The following is a 26533-nucleotide window of genomic DNA, read 5'->3' as shown; positions in this document are numbered from 1 at the left end:
ACCTCATCGTAGTAACAATGATGAATATCACGTCATTCATGTAGAAGAACATACTGGAGTTGTTGATTATGATTAAAATTGCACTCAATCAGTACCCATTCGAAGCTGAACTGCTCAATAGCTCGACCACTTCCACGTGGTTGCGTGATCAATTAACAGCGCTTGAAGGTATGTGCAGCGATGATTTAAGAACTTTATGTGAGGACTCGTACAAGCTAACAGCGGCTATCAAAGATAGAACCGGTGTAACTCGAGAGCCTATTAAGCCAAGTTTATTAACTGAGCAATCAGAAGACTTCGAGGGAGCCTACAGCTTTCTAGTTGAAGATATTAAACGCACTGAGAAAGCAATCGGAGTTACCGGCCACTCAGTGGTGGAAAAATATGAGTTCAGTTCCATCGAAAAACTAAAAGAAGAGTACATTCTTATGGCAAAACGTTACGCACAATTACTTGTTGATAACGGCCATGCTGAAGGTATGCAAGCAGCTATGGAAGATTTCATCGGATACATAAATCCCATGAAAAGACCGTCCTTAGACTGATATACAAAGCCAAAGTTGAGCAATAGCTCACTTTGGTTTTTTTTTGCAGAAAGGAAAGTAGGCTAAGTGATTCGAAATATGAGATAGGGAAAACCAATTAAATTACGTGGTTTCGTAATGACCTGAAAATCTGGGAAAAAATTTGAGGCAATAGGCCATCAACATATAGACACGCTTAATAAAATCCAACAATCTTCCTACTATTGAGTAGAGCAAGCGGGAAGATCACCAGAGGCGGTAACGTACTAACATGATTGGTTTGGTATAATGAAAACTACTAAAAAGACATAGTGAAAACATAGCATGACAGCAACGACGACATTCAATATTTACAAAAGTGCAATAGAAAGAGCAAGCAAAGAAATCTTTGGCTTTAAACTGCCTTTAGAGTCCAAAGGCGATCATGGTAAGGCGAAAAATCTTCTTGACCAAATGATCGTTGAAGAAGCTAGTCTAAGCGACCGAAGCCACCTAGAGCATTTTATCAATCAGTGGGAGGAAGCAAATTACGAAAAACTACCAGATTTGAGAGGGGCAGAATTATTCAAACACTTGCTGAGACAAAATAATCTAAAGCAAAGCTCCTTTCCTGAGATTGGAGACCAATCTTACGTTTCAAAGATCATAAGAAAAAGGGTTCCTTTACAACTTAGCCACATCAAACACTTGAGCCATCGGTTCGGGTTGCCTCAATCTGCATTTCTTGATTAGTAGAACAAATTTTATGAACCACTTCGACCGCTCTTTTAAAAACAATATTATCAATAAAGTTGGGGTTATCATATATGCGATATTTATACGACTATCTATTGCAAGTTTCTCTAGACATTTAACGTTAATACATAATTACACGCCCTTGTTTACCCCTATCAAACAGTATTAATTAAAATTAAAAACATAATGATAAATAGATTAAAACGAAATTTCCTAAAGATTTAACGACTGAATACATGTTAAGTGCTAGAATTACTTACACTTTGTAGTTTTCTTTTGGAGTAATGGTGTTCAGTCGTGGTTAATCAAGTTTCATTATTCAGAAGTGCATTTTCAAGTCGCGCTAAACTGCCTTGTCGAATCTCATACTATCCTAACTCGATCAATCCAACGGGGTTTTACACTTACATTCCTCATCCGATGGGAAAGCGATTTGCCATCCGTAAGTTGTTTAACTTCGATTTGGCAACTTATTTCGATAATGAAATTGCATTTTTTTCAGCTGTATATTTTTCTTACAGGGTAGGGGTACTTGTATGGGGTAGGGATTGGTCAGACTCAAAAAAAATGACCCCTTCAGAGTCTCTTACTCAACACCTTAGCGAACCAACCGGAATTACTGACATAACTGAGATCATTATCAATGAGTCAGATCCATACTTCAACGTAGAATGGCAACAGTTAGGAACTAAAAAAAACCAGGAGTTCTTTTACCAGAGAGGTAACCAGTCATCGAGGAAATTTGCCTTCTTCAGTGCTATCTGCTTTAAGACCAAAACATTAGAAACCGAACTAAGACTCAAATACATGGTTAGAGAAAGCAATTTGGTTTCAGAATCTTTTCTTCGCGCCGATGACATTGAATCTTTCTTTTTTGATACTGTACGAAAACTCAATTGCACAGACATCCAATTTTCAGCTGAAGAATTAACTGAGTTTTACAAAAAGATCTAGTTACTACTGAAAAAACTCAAGCGCCGCCTGGCCTAAACCTTGTTTTTATCAGAACGCTAGAATATCATAATCATTGTCACATCAAGTTGTGAACGATTTTCTAAGGCCTGTCGCCATATTGCTTCGCCAGATAAGCAACTCAAGTATTCATCTTGAGAAGAAACATATTCTGCGTGGGCTCTATTCTTATATTCCAAACTTTGTAGATGGTTTAACAAAGCCACCCCAAGTCTTTGTTAAACCCTCTCCCTTTCTAATTTTAGAATCAATGCCACCAGCCACATCAGCCATTCGCTGCATGTTTAATGTGACATCGTGTACTCAGCATGGGAAAAACCGAGAAAACACTTAATACAAAATTGATAAAAACCAAACTCCCAAGGCGCTTTTTACCTGCCGCTTAGTACTTCTATTTACACGAAGCCACTAGCAGTAGATAGCCTCAGAGATCATCACAGTACGATCTTGCTATTTGCACTTTCGAAAAACCTTATTTTTAAACTTAATCATTGGAATAAACCCCAATTGAACCCCATGGGATCTCAACAATCCCTTAGGGATAGTTGGCCCCATTAAACCGAAACAATGGAGCTACAACAAAATGAAATTATCCAACTTCCTGAACGACACACAAGTTCAATCACGCATATGTAGTTTTTTCAAAACTGAAGAACCACTAAGCGCTGTAATTACAATGATCGAATACATGCCACAAATGTTCGTATACAACCCTAACAGGCTGCCATTGGACACCTTAGACTTAGATGCAAAAGTTTGGGAATTCGTCATCATGGATTACATAACGAGCGCAGAACGTGATTCCAATGTAGTTCAAGACATCGAACAATTGCCATATATCGCGATCAATTATGATATCGGCGCATTAGTTGAGTTCAGTCATAACGATGCGAATGATGAGTTTTTGGTTACCGAAATCTTTAAAGATGGTCGTATTATCGAAAACTATTTTCCTAACTTTCACATGGCAAACAACTTCACTTACCGTCGCGGTTTTCGTGATGCTTTAACTCCATCTGAATTCCATACGGAAATGAGTTGGAACTTTAATGCCTTGTTTTGCGAAGCTTATGAAATCTATCACAAAGCTTATAAAGTTCAGGCGCCAAGCGAGACCAACATTGAAATGTTCATCAGTCAGGGGTTACGCAGCAAAAAGACCATTAGCAACATCAAATTACACTCAGAAGATGCTAAAGCATTTATTGCTTGGTTCGAAGACCGATTGAACGCAGGATCAAAACGATGTAATGACACAATAAAGTTGGACTCATTTTGTCTTACTAATTTCATGTGGTTTGATATGTTCATACTGTTCATTGATGAATCAAGCGTCGTTATTGGTGATTATGTGGATGCAACCGCGCCGACACCAGTATGAGAAAGGGATGCAACACCACTTGTTGCTCGAATCTAAATAGCAAGTAAATGAGACAGCGTATGAATGCCCATTAGCAAGCTTCGTTATCACATGCTAACAACCAACTAAGGGACGTTTTCTAAACTAATCCTCAAAAACCCTGTGGGTACATCATCCCACGAGGGAAGGTGTATTCACCGGCCACCAAAAATTAAACCGGAGCTACACGAATGAAACTTCTAAACTACCTAAGCAATACCAACCTAACTCCTCTCATCTCTGAAGCATTACGTTGCGAATATAACGATTCGGCTGATGATTTTGCGAAAAAGGTTGTTACAGACCAAATGCTAATGAGTCATTTGTACCTACGATTACTCAACCCACAAAAAAATGAACCTATTGACATAGATCTACCAAAGAACATATGGGATGCAATATTTGCGAATTACTTCTTCACACTGTACCAATCTGCTGAAGTACTTGAATGCGAATCCCAGATACCGTTTTATGCCATTACCAAGGATAAATCACGGATTGCTTCATTCGATTTTGGTGATTTCTCAGAATTCAATATCACTGAGCAAGTAAGACCAGGCATCGAGCATACAATTATCTTTGATGATTTTGCTAAAGCCAACGAGTACTTGTATGAAAGCGGGTTTATTGATGAACTAAGTTACGAACAATATCAAGAGCACATGCTACGATTTGATTGTCCTTTCAGGAGAACAACTTACACTTTATTTTCCGAAACCCTAACAATTCGACCTATAAGCAAATCATTTTTGGAATTCTACGCATACAAACTCCAAAACCTTGCAAATATTGACCCACTAATTGCAATAGAAATGAAACCGCTTGAGAAAGAATTTGAGGCTTGGCTGCAAGCCCGTTTGGACATTGCAAGTAAATCGATAGCTCAAACGTACCCAATTACACATCTATCCGTAGATGTCGTAGTGTGGGAGTATTTGTTGAGCATCTACATTAAAAATGGCGATAACTGCATTAAGCTACGTCCTTATTTTGAGCAGCAAGCAAACTCAGAATAGAAATTAATGTAGACAATAAAAAACATATAACTCTAACCTATTACCAATAGCTAGAAGGGGTCACTCGGTGCTCCGTGAGCACTTTGTGAACCCTTAAGCTGGTACGATATACCACAACTAAATCCCGAATTATTATTTGGGATTTTTTTATTTCTGATACACGATATTCCTATACTCATAACAGAACTCTATAAGTAACTTGAAACTTTAAGCTGAATATCATAATCTGAAATAACAATTGGATTTTCTTTCCAATTAGGCTTATTTAAAAGTCCATTGCTCCGCCAGATGAGCAATCATTGAAATTCAATGTGACCATTCTGAGTGGGCTTCTATCTTGTACCTAAAATACCACCTCCCTACAGGGATTAAGTTGAATGAACATTTTTGATATCAAGGCCTTTCTAGATAGCGCTAAGAAAAATGGCGAATCACGTATCGTTGCTATTGATTTAGAGAGGAAAGACGGTGGGCGAGAAATGGTGACTTTTGGCCATGGCGAAATAGATTTCCTAAACTCCACTCTTGGCAAGTCACCGAATAGCTATCCCACTATAGTCGAAGTAAACTCTAAAGACGCGCCAACGATTACGCTTGTGTATGGCCAATATCGACCTAATTACAGCGATCTAAAGGACCAATCCCTTATAACTGAGAATTTAAAGCGATTACTGTGCAAGCCTTTGGTTACAATAGATTCTGGGACTGACCATTACTATGCAGTCAAGTTTAAAGTACTTGATTTCAAATTGGTCGAGGAACAAGTCATCGCGTACTGCTCTCATTGCGAAGAACCACATGAAACTAATTATGTTGCTTTCGCTTTGCTGGTGGAAATTCACCAAGATTTGCAAATCGGAGACCTTAGCTACGGCTGCCAAGTCGCATTTCATGCAGACCCCGATATGGATGTGGTTGGTAATTTCTACAATCGAGAAGGTCTCATCGTCCTTGATCTGGAAGAATCAGAACTAGATTCGACCACCTTGAATGCTGATAATTGGCTAAGTAGCATCAAACTAGATAAAGCAAAATTGGTCTCAAAATACATCTAATTTTGAGTTGGGTTGCATAAAGTGACCCATTTTCGGATAGGCTTTACCAAAACCAACATTAAGTGAATTTTGTTTGAGTAAACCCTATCTTTTTTCTTTTTATTAGAATCATTGCCACCAGCAACATCAGCACCTCGCTGAATGTCTAAAGTGGCAACATGCCTCAACATGAGATACAACCGAGAAAAACGCCTTAACTGGCCAACAAACCTAACCAAACACAAACCAAACTACCCACAGGGAACTACGACTCCCTTTGGGGAAAAGTAGTCCCTATTTATAGGAGCTACAAATGTACCAAAAAATTCTTAATGCCAACCTAGTCACCATCAATGGTCAACTTAGATCTTGTCGCTTTTCAGATTTTTTTAAAGACGAAATCCTTTCAACAATGAACAATGATTCCCTTTATCGAAGAAAAACTGAAGATCGATCATTTCAGGCCGCTCAACTCGCAGCAGGTTTAATAGTTGATGAAGAATTGCACTTTAACTTAGCTGCACTTATGAGTGTTAACGTTACAACTGACATCATGTTTAACCAAACCGTTCGTATGACAATTCCACAATTTCATGGTGAGGAGACATTCGATTTGGTTTTCCATCCAGCTAACTACAAAGTCACTAACCTTGTTACAGCAATTACAGTGGATGGATGCTTACTAAGCGATTCTAATTGTCCTGATGACGCTTTCAATTCTGCTACATCATTGAATTTGATTTATGACATTGAAGATAAACAGCCATACCTCTTTTATTCAAATAGCGAAGCTTTGGCTGAAGCCGCTGAGTTACAACATCAGTTAGGCCATTCATACTTCGTTGCGACTAAGCGAATTAATACTGAGCTAGAAGAGGGTTGCGGCTATGCTAAATAAATCTACTGGTATCATTCAATTAGACAAAATTTCATTCCCGGTATTTGACAATGGAAGCGTATCCGTTGACTACATCAAACACCTGATTGATCACCACTCAACTCATACGAGCTACAGTTGCGATCAACACATCATCCTTATTGATAAGGGGCTTGGTGTGGAGTTGGAAATTGAATTGGATGAAGGTTCGATAAACTTCCCTAAGATGAACTTCGACAAACTCATCGATCAACGCGGCAAAACCATTACGGATTGCTGCTTAATTGAAGAAATCATGATTGACCTCGTTTGCGCGTTCTTAACGAATGATTCAGATGAACTATCCATTAATGATTTGACCATCGTTCATTAATCACCCTGACGGGCAAGCTTGCCCTGTTATCGGTGCGGCTCCGTCTTAATTTTTAGGAGCTATATAGAATGAAGCCAGTAAAAGTAACCCCCAAAACCTATCGTATTGTTAACAAGTTCAAACCTGTCTATGTGTACTATCCGCAATCAAACAAGCGTGAAACTGCGTTGCTTGATCATGATAATAAGCTGGTAGGATTTACACAGAACCACGTCTACCACCCACAATGGGCTCTCTAGCGGCTCAACAGATAGAAAATGAAGCACAGGCCTTGGTCGAACGTTCAATAAACTATCAATTTGAATGTCGCCATTCTCATGGCCACCAATACATTTTAGGTTCAATAAATTAACCACCCAATCGGGCTACTTCCCGAGTTGGGAAGTAGTCAATTTAAATTCAACATCAAGAGACTACTATTATGCTAAATCACTATATCGACCAAACAAAATTCAATACTATCCTCAGCAAAACTAATCACCTTCAAAGGTTTTATCAAGACACTAAATGTCCATCTTGCTGTATGGGCCAACCTATGAACCTCTTATGTTCCTGTCTTGGTTATGCCAATGCAATCAAGGAAATCGCATTGAGTTGCAGTAAAGAGGATTTGTTAGAAAAGCCCGGTCAACACTCAAAAATTACTTCTGTAGTATTTGAGATGTTCTTGCCAATGAGTTTTGACTCAATGGTAGAAAGAATGAATGAGTCTGACGCCAAATCACTAGAGGAGGGAGAAGCAGCTGTTACTATCGAACCACTAGTTGAACTAACAAAACCTTCTTTTAAGTATTTGGGGGTAAAAGTGAATGGTAACTTAGTATACGTAAGTCCTACATTCACCTACTCAAATTGTGCTTCGATCTTAGAATCATACATGAACTCACACTAAGGTTGCCGCAATGAAAGATCATTCAAACCACAAAAAATACTACGCACTTTCTCCGAAAGATTACGCTATGATTTTCGAAGAAGATAATAGTTCAGACAAGCTGATAAGTAACAATAAGGCTTACATGATTGAACTCGGTTTCAAGTTTTTCAATAACAATGAAGAACTTCTTCAAGCCGCTGTAAAATCTCAAGGTCTTACTAGTCTGGAAGAAATTGCAGGTAATGAAATTGAATTTACTCAAAACAATGAAAGTTGGACTGAATCTATGCATGCACGTGGCATCGACATCGACCTAGATGACACCACTTCAGAGACCTACATCGAATACTTTGCCAACTTCACTTTATAATTTAAACCTACCACAAGGGTAATCATACCCTTGGGCATGATTACCCTTTATATGAGCGCTAATCATGAAAAATCAATTCCATATTCGAAAAGTACATAAAAATGTTATACCTCTATACCGCGCCCTCGAACTTCCAACCCCAGTCCACCAGCATGGCGACAAAGGCTTTTGTCAATCATACGCTCACGATAAGTGCGCTATTTTTGCATACTCCGTTTCTCGTGTTCTCCACGGGTCATGTCTCAATTACGACATAACTGTTGTTCTTGCTAATGGCTCTATTCCTGTGCACTGGTATATGTCATATGTAACGAATCGAAACAACAAACGAGCTTTTATCGATGCCTACGGTATTACTTACGATGAACGTAGTATCTGGACACGATATGGTCTTGAACCAAGCGAAGACGCTACAGGTTTAGTTTCCTTTAAATTAGGTGACAACTCTGATGCTTGGGAGGACTTACAAAGGACTGTAAATATACAATTGGGTGGTATGTCTCACAAATTATGGGAGAGCCACTATAACGATATTGCTACACGATTTGGTGAGTTAATGACTGACAACTTAGCTATTGTTGAGAACCGAGAACCTATGTTCTTTTGGTCTATGCAAAACGAAGCTGTTAGGTACCTTAACTGGCTGAAAAAACAACCTTGGTTTATCGTACGCGATGACGATAGTAAGTCAGAAATGACTTCATCTATTGAAAAATTAATCGTGGCTTTAAAGCGAAATAAGAAACCAAACCTTCTTTGGGAGTACGCAGTAGACCACTGGATGACAACCGACCTAGAACACGACCAAGGCCCTGAATCATGGCAATGGATCTATTCTCAGATCGACTCATTCCGTAGTGCTCGCGACATAATGTGTTCCCACACAAACACATCAACCAAATAAACAACTAACCCATCAAGGGCACATTTATTGCCCTTTGGGTAGTGATGTGCTTAAGGAGCTTAAAATGAAAAATGAACTTCAACTAAAACCTAAACTTTGCACATCTATCGAAAATATTAACCGTAATATCAATCACTTCTTTCTAGTTATGACATCAAAGGCTGTGGTAGGAGGTAACTTCTATCTACAACCGGACTTTGACGCCGATCATTACACAGACATTGTTTCTAAAGCGATCATGTCCCGTGATATTTCGCCTGAATGTTCAAAGCTTCTTATTGAAGCTCTTGCAACAGTTCATTGCGAATGCTCGATGATTAATAAATGTTTGCGTAAACAAACACTGAATCGAGAAACCTGCAAAGAAGCACGAGACCTTATAAAAAAGGTTGGAAAAACAAATGTAGATATTGATATTTATCTAACAGAAATAGAAGCAACCGAACTCGAGATTGTCGAGATTATGCTTCAAAGTGAAAAACCAAATTTTAAAATGAACCCTAAGAATGATCACTATCCTTTGGAATTACATAAAGCAGGCTACCAAGACGGTTACCGCCAACGTTGGGTTGAGTTAGCAGATGAAATTATGGCTACTTACCCTACAGCGAAAGGCATGAACGTTTTAAATGAAGCTTTTAATATGCTTGACCGCATAATAGAAAATTTCGTGATTAGCTCTGTAAACATGCGAACAGTCGCATTGAAAGACATAAGCGGCATATACGCACAGAAATAATATTAATTAAACCCAAACGATGTTTGGGTTTTTTTTTGGCTTGAATTTGCTGGGGTGGTACAAGAAATTAAACTCGCGTGGCAAAGACGTAACATGCTCAAGGGGTTATAATAATGACTCAATCCTGATAGAGAACTCTAATGAATAGAATAACAACCCATGTTGAGCTCCGCACCATCCTCCGCGATGCAATTAACGCGAACGGCGTAGAAATTCCACTGTCACAGCGCACACAAAAAGGTCTAGAACACTTCAAGGCAACGAATGGTTTGCTATACACAATAATGACATTAAATTCCGACGCCTCTGGGATAGACACTGCAACAAACATCAGACCTAAAGCTCCGCTAGTCGAACTTCAAGACAATCATAGTCTGGCCTTAGACGTAGAACTAACAAATACTATAGAGCCTACCAAAGAAGCGGTTCTAGCATTTTTTTCAACAACATTACTCGCTTTTCGAACGACCACGCATTAGGTATAAAAAAAGCGCTAAATTTAGCGCTTTTTCATTCCGAAGGTTAGTTATCTAAGCCAACCCATGTTTGAGTAGAAGTGCCCCACCTATATGGCCCATCAAATTTGCTATCGATGACACCTTTAGAATGAACATAAACAACGGTCCCAGCATCCTTACCTGAGTAAGATGCTAAAACATTACTGAGGCTAGAATCACCTACAGAAGATTGTAGAGCATTTAAAAAGGAGGCTGCTGAACCTGTATTAATATTAATGGAGAACATGTCCTTATCACTCATGCTCGCGATTTTACCCATGAACAGAGAAGAGGCATAGTCAGCTGCAGAAAAGGACTCAGTTGTGTATTCCTTAGTATCATAATCACGGAAGATCACTTGAATCTCACCACTTGGTGCAGATAGTCGGTCAGACTCCAACAAATTGCGGCACTTAGTCGAATCAGAAGGGCCACAAGCTACGGCTTTCACATAGCGAAGATCATCCGGTGAATCAATCCAAGGTAGCTCAAGACTAAACCCTGCATTATCAGGCTCTGGCGCGTGAACCGCAAACGGAATAACAGTACCTGTGGGGATGATGTCAACCATGAAGGAATTGGTAGAACCAGGAGCCAACTCTAAACCATCATAGATAACCACAGTTTCTGGAGAGTTATCCGTCGTAACAATCATCTCATGAGGACCTTCAACCAAGTTGTTCTCTCCTGAAGCTAATGGTGGAAGTTCGACTGAAACAATGTGATTGTCATCGCTGTCCAATAATGGGGCTTGACTTGGAAGCAGCGTAAATTTTGGTGTTAAATAATCATCCTTATCACTAGGTATCACTTGAAGATCAAATGCACCCAAAGAAACTCGGTTACCATTACTGTTAACTGCTGTAATTCGAATATCACTGTGAACACCTAAATCACTTACACTGGGGGTCATAATTATGCGTGAATTAACATCATCGTAAGAAAGGAAGGATGGGCTATTCTCAACCATTATATTCGGCTTAACGAAGCCATCGCTAAACTGACCTCCGATTTCGACATTCACCGCGTAAGATTTACTAGCAATCAAGTGAGATGGGAGAGCAGCATTGAGCCCCGATGCCAATACATGAAGTGTGACATCTCCTTCGGCTTCAATACCATTACTGTCCAACACTGCGTATTCAAAATTTTGAGTCCCATTTTTATCGGGCATAGGTTGATAATCAAAGCTGCAGGGTGGAACGAAAGTAACTTTGCCATGATCCGGTTGATTGACCAGTCGACAAGTATGAGTCTCGTCAGTATTTCCATCGGTCCAAGAACCGGTGATACGTGTAACTTTGCCCTGATCGACATCCATTTCAATATCCGCCGGAATAGGGGGGTGTAGTTCTTGGATTGAATGATATCTAACGTGACTTTGTGACCAGTTTATGAACCCGAATCGACCGGGCTTTACAGCTTCTGTTTCTACATCGAAAATCACCTTATCATCAACACTGGCGATAACTCGCCCCGGCTTTAGCTGAACTTGGAAGTTATAGTACTGGTTATGCGTCCAACCTTTACTGCGATCGCGGGCTAAAAGTGTAGTTAGAGAGGTGTTGCCTTCATGGATATCCCAACCAAGAGTCTTAAGCTGATCCAAAGATCCTCTCGAGTGGATCAGAGAATAACCCTTCTTCGCAGTACCTTGGTCGGCTTTCTTCCAATCAAAGATTATGAACTCGGAGTCGCTATAACTGACAACGAAACCTATATAGTCATCATCGGATGATGTTTCCACTTTTATGTCCCCACGAAAAACGCGGTAATCATATGATTGATCAGACACATAGGCTGTTGGATGGCCATTAATGGACTGAAACACTGAGTGCCTGTCAGCTGACAAGCTCCATGTTCCATTGGCTGGGCTACCTTCTTGTTTCCAGGTACCCAAATCGACCATTGCGGCATTTGCACATCCAGCAGCGGCAGCTAGGGCTGCTAATGCTAATATTCGTCGCACAAAATATCCCTTAATGCGTTATTAATTAGATAGAAAAGAGTATTGTGGAGATGCTACTTCCTATAGTACATGTCTATAAAATAAACATCAATGTGAGACTTGGTTGGCTCGATCTATTAATAAATACGATGTAGTATGCATAGGCAGTCTCCACGAAACCCCATTTTGAATCAACTTTTGACTCAACACATGACTCAACACATGACTCAACGGTATCACCGCCTTTAGTACGTGTTAACGAGAATCTATGATGAATGAACACAAGACAATACTTAATTGGCAAGTAGAAATGCCTAAAATCACAACTCAAGATCCAAACTCGACGCTATCTACTATTCAGATAGGCCCGACAACGACATTAGAACTTGTTGTGGTCCAAGGGGTAGAACTTTTCAATTTAGTAACAACTAAAATTGACACGCGTGATGAACACCTTGCTATTAGCATTTCAGAAGTAGAAAGCGGTGTGATTTTAAACTTAGTTGACAAACACACCCTTCAATCCACAAGCCGTGTAGCAGAGATTAAGCTTAATAAAGAGCAGATCGCCAGCATCAAATCAGCTATTGAACTTAAAATTGAAAACTTAGCCGCTTAAGGACTACCAATGATCTCAAAGAGACTGCCTACAAGGGTTAATGGCATTAAACCAATTGTCCTTACGTCATTATTTGCCTCAATTATCGCTTCGAGTTTCCATGCACACGCTGTAAGTCGACTGGTTCCTCATGAGTTTGTTGACCATTCGGAAGACGTGTCGATTGATAACAAATCAAAAATAGGTCTAGCAACAGAAGTTTACCTCAAAGACTATAGCGATAGTCCGACACCTGGAATTGTAACTGGCGAGATATTCTCTATTCAAGGGAACTTAGCTGTTGGTTCACAAACCGTAAACTTCACACTCAACTCGAATTCAACACAAACTTATATCGTGAATGACGTTATTGTGCGGCCTGGCCAAACCATAACAATGGTAGTAACAATCCCCGAAGATGGTCGCCTACGCATTCCGTTCAAAGGAACAAGTCCTCAAGACGGTAAATTTGACTACACCATTATTATTCCTGAATTAGTTTCTATAATCGATAAAGTACCCGACCTAAGTGTTTACGATGCTTCCATCCTAGAAGGAAACAGCGGTCACAAAAGTGTAGAAGTCGAATTTGCCATAGACGTTAAGTATGGAAGGCCTGTTTCGTTTAACTACATAACCAAAGACATCGACACAGCAAGTATCGCTGGTGAGGCTCGTAACTTAGCATACGACCACTATAACAATCCGTTCATCTCTATAGTTGATAACCCCAATGGTGGTCGGCTAGTGCTAGATGGCGGTTTTCCAAAAATGTATAATAATTCCAATGGCTTAGGTGATACTTGGCTCTATATGCGCAACGTATGGGACTGGATCAAAACCGATAACTTTGGCAACGGCGTTTTATTACTAGGTGATAAACCTGCTAGTCATGGTGGTAACTACAGAGTAAAAGATTACAGCGGCGGTGCAGGCTTTGGTAGTTCATTCACAACATGGGCAAGTAACAATGGCATACCAATATCTATCAAAGATGTAGATAACTATGGCGGGTTCGGAAATGCGAACATTTCTCTAGCTGAACTTAAAAATTACCAAGCTGTGATAGTTATGGGGTCAGAAACATCGTCCTCAAACGCTTTTACTCAATCAACAATCTCAGCGTTTGGTGATTACTCTAAAAGCGGGGGTGGCATTATGCTTATCACTGATCACGACGTTTTTCAGGGTTCAGTAAATCAGATCGCATCCAATTTTAACCTTCGATTCTGGGGAAATGTGAATAGAGCTCCGGTGCTGGTTTCGGATCTTATTGCACGATATGGAAATCACCCTTTGTGGGATGGGCTAACCGTGGTGCCTGCGGGTGGTTCAGAAGGGAATGTAGATATCAGTGCCGTTGATTTCAGTCAAATTGACTATGAAGGTGTTGGTGGACAAGTAACCTTCGCTCCCGGTGAAACAAGCATTAAAATTCCCATTAAAATTTATGGCGACACAATCAAAGAACAAAACGAGCGCTTCAGCGTGAACGTTGAAAACGTCGTAAATGCGAATCCTCTAGACACTCAAGGCATTGTTACAATTTTAAATGATGATTAGATGGGAATTGATTCAAAATGCACATTCGAAGAAAAATACAACAGATCTTCACAGTCTTACTTTTAATCTTTACTTGTGATGTCTTAGCGAACGTTCACTACATCGAAACGAATGGTGAAAATAAAAGGTTCAAAGAAGGGGTTAACTTTCTTCCTAACCATTCAGGTTTAAGACTTCATCTAATTTCAGGCCTAGATCGTCGCGTGGTTGTAGATATTACATCCGAAAGCGGTACTAACTCATACGACCTAGGAGTTGTCGGAATAAGAGACTCACTGGAAGTAAATGATGAAAAATTTTACGGGAAAACCCTCGTAATTGGACACCTAGTTCAAAATGCTTACACCATAAATGTCACTCAACTTGACACACAGGGCAACATTATAAGTGCAACTGTGCAGCAATTAACCGTTGATGAAGCACCTCCAACTTTAGGAAATATTTTCTGGAATAGCTTTGCATATAAATTGAGTAACGTACCTAACCATCAATGGTTAGGCGACTTCGAGGTTTGGAACTGGGGTGCAACCAATGTAAACGACCAATTATCTGGTATAGATAAAGTCATGGTCTACGCAACAAATAGAGGAGAAACCACACCTCTAAAAACGCCCATTGAAATGGCATACAATCAGGTATCTAAAGAGGCAAGGCAGGGCGGAGCCCCTAATATATTTCCGACCTACGAACGAGATTACACGATTCATATCGATGCCTACGACAAAGCGGGAAATATAGGTAAAACAACAAGAGATATCACTTGGACTGGTCCGGGTTACCTTCCCGAATTAGTGGGCATCAATGACGGAACATATTCTGGGAATTTTCTACCCGGTTCACCATACACCGGATACAAGGCATATACACCCGGTATGGAGGTTGGAAACTACAATTTCAAATTGGTATATCGAATGCCATATGAATGGGCTAATCCTGCAAATCCCGGCAGACTTTACAGCTATTGGGGTCAATACAATACTACCGAATATGTTAAAGATGGGTACGCCTACTTTCATGTACAATCCGTGTATTCAAAGGGTGACCCGAGAACGCACGAAATTTCAATTGGCCGTCATGATCGCTGGGTATCTCACTTCCTATATCACGATTTAAATCTAGCCCCACATCTAGCAAAGCAACCTGTCGCAGTAAAACAAGAATACTTCGTTAATGGAGTAGGGTGGGTTAACTACGGGCACCATATGTTAGGGTTGGCGAATCAGAATGATAAACCAACTCAATTTAGAGTTACCGCAGAACCCAGACCATATATCCAAAGAGTGTTCATACAAGAGCACGGTGCCGGAGGTGGGTATTCCAACTGCGTCATCCCGGTAAATGGTACAACCTGCCAAGCATCACTACCTACTCAATACGTTGACTGGAAAGGTGCTAACCCTGCAATACCTAATGATCTAATTCTTGTTCGTCATTTTTGGATGAACAAAATCGTAAAAGATGATTTCAGGGCTTTGAAAAGTTCTAATCTAGGAGGTATGAATTTTACCGTCGACAAGACAGTACCTAGGGTGACTAAATCGTTAAAGAAACCATATTCGAACGAGTACCAAATTTATGCTTTAAAGGACTTTTCAGGTGAGGACTGGAACAGGGTTCAGATGTCTAAGGTCGGACTTAGAATAACTGACACTTCAAACAAGACAATCGATGTTTGGGTAGACGGTAACAAAGGACAATTCAGCTTGAATGGTAAAATCGTTCCTCTAGGCGGCGCATTTATGGACGAATCAATACCGCTACCACAACTGGATAACGGGTTATACAACATAGAACTAATGGCTCAGGATACTGCTTGGAATATAACCACGGTAGATTTAGGCCATATCCAGTACGAAACAGAAAACCCAATTATTGAACTGGGTACAATTGAGAACATACCGCTACAAAATGCCTCGATAACAAAGTTAGATCAGATATTATTTAGCGTAAATGATGCCAATGATTACTTAATAGAGTCCGTCCTACTTACTGGCGGTGCTGCTAACGATGAATTTGAACTAAAACTGGTTGCAACTGGAAATGACAATTATAGAGTTGAAACTCCAAGAGTCTTTCCGACATTGATTGAAAATGAATGGTACACATTAACTGTTGCAGCAGTTGATGATTTCGGTAACCGAACCATTGCTAATAGTATTTTCAAGTACATACCAGAAAACATCATCACTTTGGGGTCCCTCATAACATTACCGGTGAGTGTCCCACTCCTTAAACACGATGATAGTCCGGTTACATCGCTAACCTTCAACCCTATGACAGTTGAAGGCGGGCAAATGGCATCAGGTATACATGACTATTACCTGACAGTTAGGAGTGATTCAAAGCTCCCTATTACAGTTGACGGCGTATCTATTAGTCCGGGCGAAACAAAACTTCTTTCGGTTGATTTTGGTGAAGGGGATAGGCCAGTTACCATTCCTGTAGCAACCAGCAGTTCTATCATTGCCACATCAGATATAATGGTGGAAATCCCGAAATTAAGTTCGAAATATGAGTGATTATTCGGCCACTAATTTGCCACCATAAAGCGATTCAATAGATCAAAAAAAAGCAACGCTTTTGACACAAAGCGTTGCTTTCAAAAAATAAATCAAATCATGATTACCATTTTTCAATGATTACGTCAGATATGACAAACTCACCATCGACTAAAGTTAATGAAAAATCAACGTTGAAAATATCATACCCGTCTACATCGTTAAGTTGGTTCGAATATTGAATTGAGTTGCCGTCTATTAGATTAAATAAATCTTCATTAAAAGCGAAGTCATTGAGTATCTGTTGCTCAAATGATTCAAGCTCTGTGCCTAAAAACGAAAGAGAGTTAATGGCCAAAGTTTCAGTGTCGACAAAATTAACCGAAGCGAAAGAGCTGTTTGTTGAGCTCGAGTAGTCATCCCAATCAGCTACGACCAAAGAACCAGTATCTCCAACATCACCAATAATGTCTAAATTAACATAATCAACAGTATCGATATTATTGGCATTCAAAACTAACTGGATAGTGTCTAATTTATCATTGATTAAGATCCCTGTATCACGGATTTGACCAAGATTACCCCGTTTGGCTACGTCAAGTGAATTCAAACCTGCAGAAGTAAGGAAGAAATCACCCAATACACTTGTTTGGTTAGAAACAGGATTGAACGCTGACAAAGTAAACGAACTTTCAGGATATTTAACATTAGAGTAGAGCACATTATCTAAGTATATCGCAGGATCAAATAGTTCATCCTCAGAAATTTCAACGGTTCGATCGTAACCAATCAATGAGTAATGGTCGCGTTCACCTTCAACTAGAACCAATTCACCCGCAATAATTTGGGTGTCTTTAATTTGACCATTGCGAACGACGTTTTCAGAAAAGTCGTTTTTCTTTATGGTTATGTTATGTTCCAAACGGTTACTTGATAAAGGCCATCCCGGAATGAACTTATAGGTGGAATTTTCAACCAAAGTACCAGCATTGTATACTTTTACTTTTTCCCCTTTATAACTATCTAAGTATTCAAGTTCAAACTCAGAATTGAGAGCATAGGCCACATTAAGTGAATCAGGATGATTGATGAAAATCAGAGGCTTACCAAAAAACAGCGTTGAACCACCGCGAAGATACTCGTTTAAGATAGAATAGTCACTTAGAGCAACAGGAGCCCCTGTGGCACTTCTTAAAGTAATCAGCCTGCAACCTTCTTTGAAAGGTAAACTGGCAATAAAAACATTCTCGGCTAAGCGATTTACTAGATCATCAGGAGTAACAAAGGAAGGGACAGCACAAGCTGGTTTCCATTTAGACCCGGCAGTGGCATCCTTCATAGTAACAACATCAAGTCGTTCCGATTGCGAGTCAAACTCTAAATGATATGCTCGTGGCAAAAGTTCTTGGGCATGAGCAACACCAGAAATCAAACAAATTGCGATTAATGATGATAACTTTTGAATTGATGTATTCATGGGTTCCTCTTTTATGAATTAGGGATACTGACTGTCGTAAGCATTGATGGAGCTTATGGATGACAGACTATGTTAAGCTTGTTGTTCGAGATGCGCAACATGATGCAAAGCTTGCTTTATAAATTACCTATTTAGATCACAATCAATGCGTATTACATTGAGACTATAGTCATTTCCTATACCGATGATAGCTTGAGTGGTATAGACTTATTAGCATGCCGGCGCCGACCAAGACTACAGTCATAACAACATCAGAAATCAAATAATACACAGATAAGCATGATTATCTGCATGGACTTACAAACAGTTCCAATTCGGTATCACAAAGCAATGATCAGCAATAAGAAGTAAAACCATTAATATCAGCAAGCTACCCCAGATAACTGTAATTATCAGGGTAAGTATAATAGGTAAGTTATCATGTTCGATTACAGAAACCTCGATGATCTGGTTAACCCAAACCTGACTATCACTTCTGCAAAAAACCACAAAGTAAAAGCTACTAAGATGTTCTACCTCTATGGTTTTATTCTCACCGTAGTCTCTACACTTAGTGGCTCTTACGCTATTGGGAGTTTATTCATTGATGAACTGGATAAGTACACTACGGCGACCGCTACACCCATAGCATTCCTGATATTCTACCTGATTGATCGAATGTTTTATTGGAGTAAAGTTCGTAATCTCTTCACGGACTTTCTTAGTGGCGAACCTTACAACCTTACAACCTTACAACCTTACAACCTTACAACCTTAATTAAACCCACATTCGTATAGGCTCAGCAACATGAAAAGACTGATCATCAATTGTGCAATTTTTAGTGCACTTGCAATAATTTCTAGCTCTGTTTCTGCAAGTGCAATAATTTCTAGCTCTGTTTCTGCACATGGCAATTCTGCTGCTATTTGCCCGACACTCGTGAAGCAATACGAAGATTCAATCCCTGACGAACATAAAAACACCGCAAAGTTGGTTAAAACAAAAAATATGGAAGTGCGAACCTTATTTCTATCTAATGACTCACTCAAGACCGTTACTTTTAGATGCCCAAAAGAAAGTGAATTTATGAATTCAACGACTTGCCGATTTAATGAGACCGGCCTTTTTAGGACCAAAGAACTTGTTCGCCCTGTACCTATTGAGGATTCAGATTTTGGAAGTGTTGGAAAAGTTCATAGAAAGCAACATTTATACGAGTGCAAGTTTGTTATTGGTTACACACTGGGCTGATGTGCACATCCTAAACCCAGATCACGACATGAACACTGGAACCGAAGCTTTTTCACACGGGAATGTTATATGAAGACAAAATCGGAAAATATACGCCCTGCCCCCAATTGACCGCGAAAACGCGCATAAGAAGTATGAGAACATTAATCGGATACAAAGATGCTATAACTGGCCAAATGTTTCCATCTCGAGCTAAGTTCACTTTAACCACTGTGACACATCAATTGACAATGGATACTCATATGAACAGAAAAATAATCAGCAAGATACTTGTTGGTCTCATCGGATTAACAACACAGCCGCACGCTTCTGCGAAACTCTTATTTCAATCAAGTTCTAACAACGTTCCTCTAAAACAGCTATGCCCTTATAAGGTGAATGAATACAAGCTATACACTAGCAACCTTTTAGATAATGAAGCGAAGCTAGTCAGAACGCGTGGTTTGGAGATCCGTAGTTATTTCAAGACCGCCAACACTTTAGAGACCATCACACTCGTTTGTCCGAGGTACAGTATTTTTTACGGCGGCAATGGAATGTGCCGAAGTAATGTCGATAACAGTCTTGTAGAAGCGAAGCCAATCAGCAGTGAACATTTTGAAGTGCTTGATAAGGTTACAAATATTCACTACATAGCCGAATGCAAATATGCAGTCGGATATGAGGAAAGTAACTAAACAAGTACTGTCATAGTTTTAATCACTTTTGCTACATACTTCTATATAAGCACCCTACTCTTACTAATAAATTAACGGTTAAGTTCAACTATGTCGCAAATCACAAAGTGATCGTAATCTTCGGTCTAATCACATAATCTCAAGTGCGCAAGAATTCGGGCATAAAAAATACCCCTAAGACGTGATGCCTTAAGGGTAAGGTAAACTGGTTGGATGATCAGTTCTACTTAACTATTCGTCAAAAGTGACAAGTGGGTTGCTTTGTATTATTCGAATTTTCTTACCAGTCTCATAACAACAATGCCATTCTTCAACTGATCGAACTCTTCCCCACTAGTGAAGTTGATTAAGAGTCCCTCATAACCAAATTGAGTATGGACTTGGTGTTCATCTGGGGTATTTGACCAGTATGGCGCATTAATTGTTGAACTGAATAGGCTTAAATCAATGGCTGGCGCATAACAACGATAATCAACGATACTGGCCAGTTCCTTGATGTTCGGCATTCTAAAGCCGGGCAGGTTACCAATGGTAGTAATTGCAGTATCTTGAGTCGCAATAAGTGCATCCTGCCAAGTTGCGAAATATGATGGCGTACCATTACAGCTATTAGTGGCTGCATCATATGTTTCGCCTACATTGCATTTGCTCCATAAAAGACTGTTAACAACATCTAGGATTGTCCCATCGTGGCGATCTACAAATTGACCATCCAAATGAGATGCTGGTTGATCGTTAAAGCATGTTTGAGCAAGCAGCCCACTACTTGCAAAGGTGGTACAAATAGCAAAAACTGTTCTAATTTTCTTGTTCATTATTGAGCACCTTCACTAACTGCGATAAGACCATTTTGATAACCTTTTTGGCAAAGTTCTAACTTTCCGTTTGTCATATCAAGACACCAAGCAGACCCATCTTTATTCGCTGACGTTTGATTCGTTAAGTAGTGGGTCTGAGCCCCACTTTCATCTATAGTTTCGAAATATTTAACAGCTGACGGATCAACCGATGAATTGTGATTGTGGATTGCCCTTATTTCATTAGGAGACGGCAAACGCCAATCATCAATACCACATACCGCATATGTGTTCATTACGTTCAAATAATCAGCAGTGTTGCAGTTAGCGCTTATGTTTTCCTCAGTCATATAAGAACAGTGAGAGCTTATTGGGTATTGGCTGGATACTGGAGCATAATGGTCATCGTTCTTAGCTCCTAAGTTACCACCATGCACCTTAGAGTCCTTGTTGTACCATGTGTACTTATATGAGCTGCTTCGCCAGTTAACAGAGTAAGTTTCATAAGGGAATGGATCTACTTTGTTGTTATCTTTCCAAAGATCAATGACATCTTCAATTTGATCAACAGTTTGAATTATCGCGGTTTGAGGTGCATGTTTATTCTCATAATAAAGCCCCGTTCGCTCGTCTCGTACGCATGACCATGTACTTGCATTCATCGATAAAGTGTTACCGTTCTCATCGATTTTAGAGAAAATGAAGCCTTGATCACCATCATTTCGTTCATTTACAGGGTCTTCTATATCGTTACCATAAGAAGCGTCTTGGTTCGGGAATGCAGCTGATGGTGCTGCATTGTCAAAAGTTGCACCATCATAAAAAGTACTTACACCAGTATCATTAATACCGTAGCTACCCGGTATCAGGATAAACAGGGATTTCTTGTCTCCTACGTCAGCAGAATTCGATGAAGTAATGTCGAATTGAATTGACTCCCCCCCTTCAGGCAGACCATCGGCTACTATATCAATGTCAAATTGGAATTGTTTAGTTTTAGCTGGGATTTTAAATGTGGAACTTGGCAATGAAGTTGTGTAATCAACGGATGAAGCTAAGCCACTAAAGCTGCTTTGTAATGTAATTTCTTGATCAGTGTACGTAGTCAGTTCTAGGGTTACTGTTGCTGTATCGCCTTCAACTACCGTCAATTGAGTTTGCTTAAGATTAACCTCTGGTAAGTTATCTTTATCGCGTATTACAACTCTTGTTTCATTATTTTCTACTTTGAGTAAGCTAGTTTCTTCAATCTCAATAGTAAACTCGAATTCAGTGTCACCCTCAAATACTTCGTTTCGAAGTACGGTTACGGGTACATTGAGCTCTTGCAAACCCGCGGGCATAACAACAGTTTGGTTAACGTTTTGGTAATTGGCTAAAGCCCCAGATCCATTTGCTGTCACATCGCTAGTTACCACTTTGACTTGTAAGTCTGTCGTCAGTACTTCATCAAGTTTAATGGATATGAAAGCTTGAGAGGTTTTACCTATATCGGGTTCATTGATATTGATGGAACTGGGAACATTTACCATTACAACAGTTGGTTTGTTCGATGACCCATTATTTTTTGAGTCACTACTACTGTCGCTATCTGAAGAACCACAACCAGTTAACGCAACTATTGCGAGTGAACTCGAAACGAAAGATGCGAGGTGTTTCTGTTTGAATTTCATTATTTATACCACTTATTAACAAAGCTGTAATTTAAACGTTTGATACAGTTATGAATGCGTGAGAAGGCGCTTGTTAGATAACAAGTCAATAGCCATAGGAAGTTGCACATTAAACTCTATATGAAATCGAGATCCAATACATATATGAAATATGAAAAACGTGATTAACGCTATGCAACAAATTGTTCAGATGAATAATATCAAGGTTTTGAGTCGGTCTTGGAACTTGAAATTCTGTTCTGTTCTGTTCTGTTGTTCATTAAACAAACCACATAAATCAAGAGCAGCTCAAAATTGCTGTTCACCCCATGAACGCCGGTTTCATGCTAGCCGGAGACCTGACAAACCCCTCTCGAACCTGCAGATGTTGAGGGGAAAACCGAAAACTTTGACTGAAAGGTGAGAATTTAAGGTCTTTCATTTGACTCAATCTTCCAGTTAAAGGATCATATATAAGCAAACTCCACAAGCACCCCACTAAGAAACCTCGAATGAGGACGCCATGCTTAAGAAAAATGCATTAATAGTCACTGTTGTATTAAGCACAATAGTGCCTTCGGCATACGCCAACATCAATATAGAAAAAGACCTACACATTTTAGCAAACCAACAAGTTCTTTTAGATTCTAGCGACCAACCACTTGCTATTATCGGAACCGAAGAAACCTTGATGATCGACGACGAGATACCGGCAACGGGTATCCAGAATGCTGAAATCGCAGTTGGCCACAGCGCACTACAAGCGTACCGCTTCATTGACATACAAACTAAGGTGGAAGTTACTATTCAGCCGGGTCAAGTTGACACTCTCACATTCGAACTACCAAAATCAGGTGGAAAATTGATGCTGGCCGCAATTCCAGTAGGGTCAGCCTTACCAAACACAACTGATTACACGGTGACCATTGATAAACTAAATCACAGAAATCCCGCTTGGAAGATCGAAAAACAGCCTAATTATGGCGAATTACAATATCAATCCTTAGATAGCACTTGGAAAGCATTCATACCCAACAAGGAATACGACTTAGTTGATGAAATTAGATACATCCCAAACAAACAACTAGTTGAAGACGGCGCTAGAGATGTCGCAATAGGGAGTTTCGATAGTAACCCCGCTACATATATTTTTGATGGAAAATCATCCGTTGCTCACTGGGGAGCAAGCTTTGGGGATAAACGCATATATTCGACTACAGGGCTCGAAATTCAAACTTACATGAAAGATTATGACACCCTTACTGCTTATAACGGTCCTGGCACCGCTGAAGGAGCTGGAATTGGCGGCACCAAAACGGATGGCCTAAACCCCAATGATAAGCTAGTAGTAAAGATTTTGGGCGACAATCTAAACCAAGTTATCTGGGGGTTAGATGGTCTAGGTGGCTGCTATGTAAAGGGTTCTTCGTGTGAATCCGAAGTTCGAGTATCCGCTTACCGCACTGATGGCACACTAATTCAAACACAGGGCGACTTTCGGGATGCACTTTCACCTGAGGGTGGAGAGGCATTTAGAGACGAATACATCTTCACCTTTAACGAGCCCGTTGACCGCTTCGAGTTATGGCAAACTGGCAATGGTTCTTATGTTGCACAAAATGCAACTATCTCAAGGACCCTTCAAGAGTCCATTCAGTTAACTCGTATCAATGCAGATAACAGCCAACAAGTACGCTCAGTTGATTTAAACCTTCGATACGCAGATTCATCTAACACAATTGATATAGATAAACTCCTTGGAGCAAACGAATAGAATGAGCCAACACATCCTGAAGTACGCACTTAACTCTAAAAATGGCGAGTTTGATAAAAATATAGTGATGATGTTTGGATGGGACACCGCCCTATCGCAACTCTATGCACAATACCATATTGAAAAACCACAAGAAGATGAGAATGGAGATATACACTTCGAAGCAGAGAATAATTCACTACGCGAAAAATTGCTCGCCATAAAACCTTCGGCAATTCGACTGAATGAGAGTAGAGTTCTTGATCTTGTTATCGACAATGTACAAGGTATTGTAGCTGACACTGGAATACCAATATCAAGTCAGCTTCTGATAAATATTGATACAATATGCGGCCGTATGATAGAAGATGCCACAATGGAAGAACACAGGCTAAGAGTAGTAGTTTATGAAACTAACTAAACTCCCCTCAGGAATAACTAAGAACCGCTCACATTCAATATACTCAGGCCTAATACCAATGAACCTACATCCAACTGGCCGAGGATAACTAAGTGCGGAATTTTTGCAATAAAGTAACTTTTACACTAAAGATTGGTTTAGAGGCGTCCTAATTAACGCCACGTAAAACCGGCCACCTAAGCATGTTTAATCAGATTTACGTAGATAAACGGCTTTATTCACTCAAATAGCAATTGCAGGATAAGATCTAAAGTTAAACCACTGATATATAGAAGTTAAAACCCAAACAACCTATGGATATTGAAATTATGGAAAAGTCGAATCTAACGGAAAAACAACTAAAACTCTATCAAAAATCAGACATGATGGGCGCGGGCCTAGATGGCCGCATAGCGACAATAGAAACCGCGCAAAAAACCACCAAGCTAACGTTTATTGCCTTTCTTATCTTAGGTCTATTGATAGCAGTACCTGCGTTGATAACGATGGTTTTGACCTTGACTGCGGGAGGTATTCCAACACTCTCACTTTTCTTTAGCGCTGGCCCGCTAATTCTAATCTTCATTATGCATAAAATAAAAATTGCACCTGAAGACGCCGAAGCAGTCATTAAAGTATTAAAAGCCGAAACGGCATAATCATTCGAAAAAAAACGCCCAATCAAGGGCGTTTTCCATACTTTATGAATATCGGGTGTCAGATTAGTTGCATTTTTTCAGAAACTTACCTGCCATAAACATGGGATTTTGACGAACTAAATAATGGTGCATAAACGATTTTCAAACTTTGTCGTCCACCGACACCAACTAAAACTATCCCTACCACCAGCTATTAAAAAACAAGCTACGCTTGGCTTTTCAATTGCACTTCACTCAGAACCTGTAACCCAAAGTGATAATTACTCGATCATCATCGATTTCAACGCTGCTATTGGAACTTCGGTTTAGAGTTACTTCTCTCGATATATTTTGGTACTCAGCGGCTACGCTAATATTGCTTGAATCCTGATACTTCAGTCCCGCTGACCAGGCAAAATCAAGGTCAGACTCGGAATCAGCGCTCCCACCGTTAGCAAAATCGGCCGTCCAGAAGTTAATTTGCGGTTTTACGAAAACTGATATGCCATCATGAACCCTTCTAACATTGCAACCACAGTACTCTGGGGCTATAGCTGCAATACGATAGGATATTAATGGGCCTGCGAGTACATCAATGGTTGTTACATCCCCAAGCGAATTATGGGGTACATCAGAGTAATCCAGAGCAACCGACCAACCAAGAGAAAAATTTTTCCATACGTAATTTAGTTCGTTAGCTTCAACACCATAGCTGAAAGCTGTTTCCTTACTTTTGTCCGCAGCAACCGAGAGCTCTTGATCTACCATACCAAAACGTAATCCAACTGAATAAGCAGCAGACGCATTACTGGATACGATAGCTAAAGCTAAGGCAATGCCTTTGAATAGCTTCATAAAACACCTAAATGAATAATATTAGACAACCTCACTGCAAGAAAGTGAGTGTTACATAGCGATTGAATTATCGATAGCTTACCACAATTCTGATTGATTTTAAGCCAATTCCAATAAAGACAATAGGTTGAG

Annotated in this window: 26 protein-coding genes; 21 read left to right on the top strand and 5 right to left on the bottom strand. The window is 39.8% G+C overall.

Annotated features, from left to right (window positions below):
• The first annotated feature begins 68 nt into the window (after nt 1-68).
• The 12 genes from OH460_RS07600 to OH460_RS07545 all read left to right on the top strand — a co-directional run bounded on the left by OH460_RS07600 (nt 69) and on the right by OH460_RS07545 (nt 10296).
• Entirely contained in the window at nt 69-545 is a 477-nt protein-coding gene (locus OH460_RS07600; protein WP_269996326.1) for a hypothetical protein, read from the top strand.
• Nucleotides 546-848: 303 nt separating this feature from the next.
• On the top strand, nt 849-1256 hold the full coding sequence (locus tag OH460_RS07595) for a hypothetical protein (protein ID WP_269996324.1): 408 nt from the start codon (nt 849-851) through the stop codon (nt 1254-1256).
• A 300-nt stretch (nt 1257-1556) separates the two neighbouring features.
• Entirely contained in the window at nt 1557-2213 is a 657-nt protein-coding gene (locus tag OH460_RS07590; protein ID WP_269996323.1) for a hypothetical protein, read from the top strand.
• A gap of 601 nt (nt 2214-2814) precedes the next feature.
• Entirely contained in the window at nt 2815-3612 is a 798-nt protein-coding gene (locus OH460_RS07585; RefSeq protein WP_269996321.1) for a hypothetical protein, read from the top strand.
• A gap of 209 nt (nt 3613-3821) precedes the next feature.
• Nucleotides 3822-4646, top strand: coding sequence for a hypothetical protein (locus tag OH460_RS07580; protein WP_269996319.1), 825 nt, complete (start codon nt 3822-3824; stop codon nt 4644-4646).
• Nucleotides 4647-5023: 377 nt separating this feature from the next.
• The gene (locus OH460_RS07575; RefSeq protein WP_269996317.1) at nt 5024-5701 is read left to right on the top strand and encodes a hypothetical protein; all 678 of its coding nucleotides are present in this window, start codon (nt 5024-5026) and stop codon (nt 5699-5701) included.
• Between the two features lie 292 nt (nt 5702-5993).
• On the top strand, nt 5994-6578 hold the full coding sequence (locus OH460_RS07570) for a hypothetical protein (RefSeq protein WP_269996315.1): 585 nt from the start codon (nt 5994-5996) through the stop codon (nt 6576-6578).
• Nucleotides 6568-6930, top strand: coding sequence for a hypothetical protein (locus OH460_RS07565; protein ID WP_269996313.1), 363 nt, complete (start codon nt 6568-6570; stop codon nt 6928-6930). The genes OH460_RS07570 and OH460_RS07565 overlap by 11 nt, the downstream gene beginning before the upstream one ends.
• A 902-nt stretch (nt 6931-7832) precedes the next feature.
• Entirely contained in the window at nt 7833-8174 is a 342-nt protein-coding gene (locus OH460_RS07560) for a hypothetical protein (protein ID WP_269996311.1), read from the top strand.
• A 298-nt stretch (nt 8175-8472) separates the two neighbouring features.
• On the top strand, nt 8473-9078 hold the full coding sequence (locus OH460_RS07555; RefSeq protein ID WP_269996309.1) for a hypothetical protein: 606 nt from the start codon (nt 8473-8475) through the stop codon (nt 9076-9078).
• Nucleotides 9079-9142: 64 nt separating this feature from the next.
• Nucleotides 9143-9817: a hypothetical protein gene (locus OH460_RS07550; protein ID WP_269996307.1), complete on the top strand. Its 675-nt coding sequence runs from the start codon at nt 9143-9145 to the stop codon at nt 9815-9817.
• A gap of 140 nt (nt 9818-9957) precedes the next feature.
• Nucleotides 9958-10296 (top strand): hypothetical protein, encoded by a 339-nt coding sequence (locus OH460_RS07545; protein ID WP_269996305.1) that lies wholly within the window; start codon nt 9958-9960, stop codon nt 10294-10296.
• A gap of 43 nt (nt 10297-10339) precedes the next feature.
• On the opposite strand, the gene OH460_RS07540 is transcribed toward OH460_RS07545, so the two are convergent.
• A complete protein-coding gene (locus tag OH460_RS07540; protein ID WP_269996303.1) occupies nt 10340-12283 on the bottom strand; it encodes an Ig-like domain-containing protein in 1944 nt (647 codons plus the stop codon).
• 247 nt (nt 12284-12530) lie between these two features.
• Between OH460_RS07540 and OH460_RS07535 the strand changes: the two genes are divergently transcribed.
• The 3 genes from OH460_RS07535 to OH460_RS07525 are packed head-to-tail and all read left to right on the top strand — an operon-like array spanning nt 12531 to nt 16942.
• Nucleotides 12531-12881: a hypothetical protein gene (locus OH460_RS07535; protein ID WP_269996302.1), complete on the top strand. Its 351-nt coding sequence runs from the start codon at nt 12531-12533 to the stop codon at nt 12879-12881.
• 9 nt (nt 12882-12890) lie between these two features.
• Nucleotides 12891-14423 (top strand): Calx-beta domain-containing protein, encoded by a 1533-nt coding sequence (locus OH460_RS07530; protein ID WP_269996301.1) that lies wholly within the window; start codon nt 12891-12893, stop codon nt 14421-14423.
• Nucleotides 14424-14440: 17 nt separating this feature from the next.
• Nucleotides 14441-16942 carry an Ig-like domain-containing protein gene (locus tag OH460_RS07525; RefSeq protein ID WP_269996300.1) on the top strand — a complete coding sequence of 834 codons (2502 nt, stop codon included), beginning with the start codon at nt 14441-14443 and terminating at the stop codon, nt 16940-16942.
• Between the two features lie 103 nt (nt 16943-17045).
• Here the strand turns inward: OH460_RS07525 and OH460_RS07520 are convergent, their stop codons facing one another.
• Nucleotides 17046-18398 carry a hypothetical protein gene (locus OH460_RS07520; RefSeq protein WP_269996298.1) on the bottom strand — a complete coding sequence of 451 codons (1353 nt, stop codon included), beginning with the start codon at nt 18396-18398 and terminating at the stop codon, nt 17046-17048.
• A gap of 420 nt (nt 18399-18818) precedes the next feature.
• Between OH460_RS07520 and OH460_RS07515 the strand changes: the two genes are divergently transcribed.
• The 3 genes from OH460_RS07515 (at nt 18819) to OH460_RS07505 (ending at nt 20306) form a co-directional block, all read left to right on the top strand.
• On the top strand, nt 18819-19175 hold the full coding sequence (locus OH460_RS07515) for a hypothetical protein (protein WP_269996297.1): 357 nt from the start codon (nt 18819-18821) through the stop codon (nt 19173-19175).
• Between the two features lie 10 nt (nt 19176-19185).
• Nucleotides 19186-19629 carry a hypothetical protein gene (locus OH460_RS07510; protein WP_269996296.1) on the top strand — a complete coding sequence of 148 codons (444 nt, stop codon included), beginning with the start codon at nt 19186-19188 and terminating at the stop codon, nt 19627-19629.
• 242 nt (nt 19630-19871) lie between these two features.
• A complete protein-coding gene (locus OH460_RS07505) occupies nt 19872-20306 on the top strand; it encodes a hypothetical protein (RefSeq protein WP_269996294.1) in 435 nt (144 codons plus the stop codon).
• Between the two features lie 266 nt (nt 20307-20572).
• On the opposite strand, the gene OH460_RS07500 is transcribed toward OH460_RS07505, so the two are convergent.
• A complete protein-coding gene (locus OH460_RS07500) occupies nt 20573-21121 on the bottom strand; it encodes an Lcl C-terminal domain-containing protein (RefSeq protein ID WP_269996292.1) in 549 nt (182 codons plus the stop codon).
• On the bottom strand, nt 21121-22776 hold the full coding sequence (locus OH460_RS07495; RefSeq protein WP_269996290.1) for an Lcl domain-containing protein: 1656 nt from the start codon (nt 22774-22776) through the stop codon (nt 21121-21123). The genes OH460_RS07500 and OH460_RS07495 overlap by 1 nt, the downstream gene beginning before the upstream one ends.
• Nucleotides 22777-23278: 502 nt before the next feature.
• On the opposite strand from OH460_RS07495, the gene OH460_RS07490 reads away from it, so the two are divergent.
• The 3 genes from OH460_RS07490 (at nt 23279) to OH460_RS07480 (ending at nt 25567) form a co-directional block, all read left to right on the top strand.
• Nucleotides 23279-24529, top strand: a complete 1251-nt coding sequence (locus OH460_RS07490; protein WP_269996289.1) for a hypothetical protein — start codon at nt 23279-23281, stop codon at nt 24527-24529.
• A 1-nt stretch (nt 24530) separates the two neighbouring features.
• Nucleotides 24531-24929 (top strand): hypothetical protein, encoded by a 399-nt coding sequence (locus tag OH460_RS07485; RefSeq protein ID WP_269996287.1) that lies wholly within the window; start codon nt 24531-24533, stop codon nt 24927-24929.
• A gap of 308 nt (nt 24930-25237) precedes the next feature.
• Entirely contained in the window at nt 25238-25567 is a 330-nt protein-coding gene (locus OH460_RS07480) for a hypothetical protein (RefSeq protein WP_269996285.1), read from the top strand.
• Between the two features lie 234 nt (nt 25568-25801).
• On the opposite strand, the gene OH460_RS07475 is transcribed toward OH460_RS07480, so the two are convergent.
• Nucleotides 25802-26401: an outer membrane beta-barrel protein gene (locus OH460_RS07475; RefSeq protein WP_269996283.1), complete on the bottom strand. Its 600-nt coding sequence runs from the start codon at nt 26399-26401 to the stop codon at nt 25802-25804.
• Nucleotides 26402-26533 lie beyond the last annotated feature (132 nt).

The organism is Vibrio sp. Makdt, assembly GCF_027587015.1.
GTDB classification, from domain to species: domain Bacteria; phylum Pseudomonadota; class Gammaproteobacteria; order Enterobacterales; family Vibrionaceae; genus Vibrio; species Vibrio chagasii_B.
Note: the sequence above shows the minus strand (reverse complement) of the source record. Positions and strands in the feature narration are given on the sequence as shown.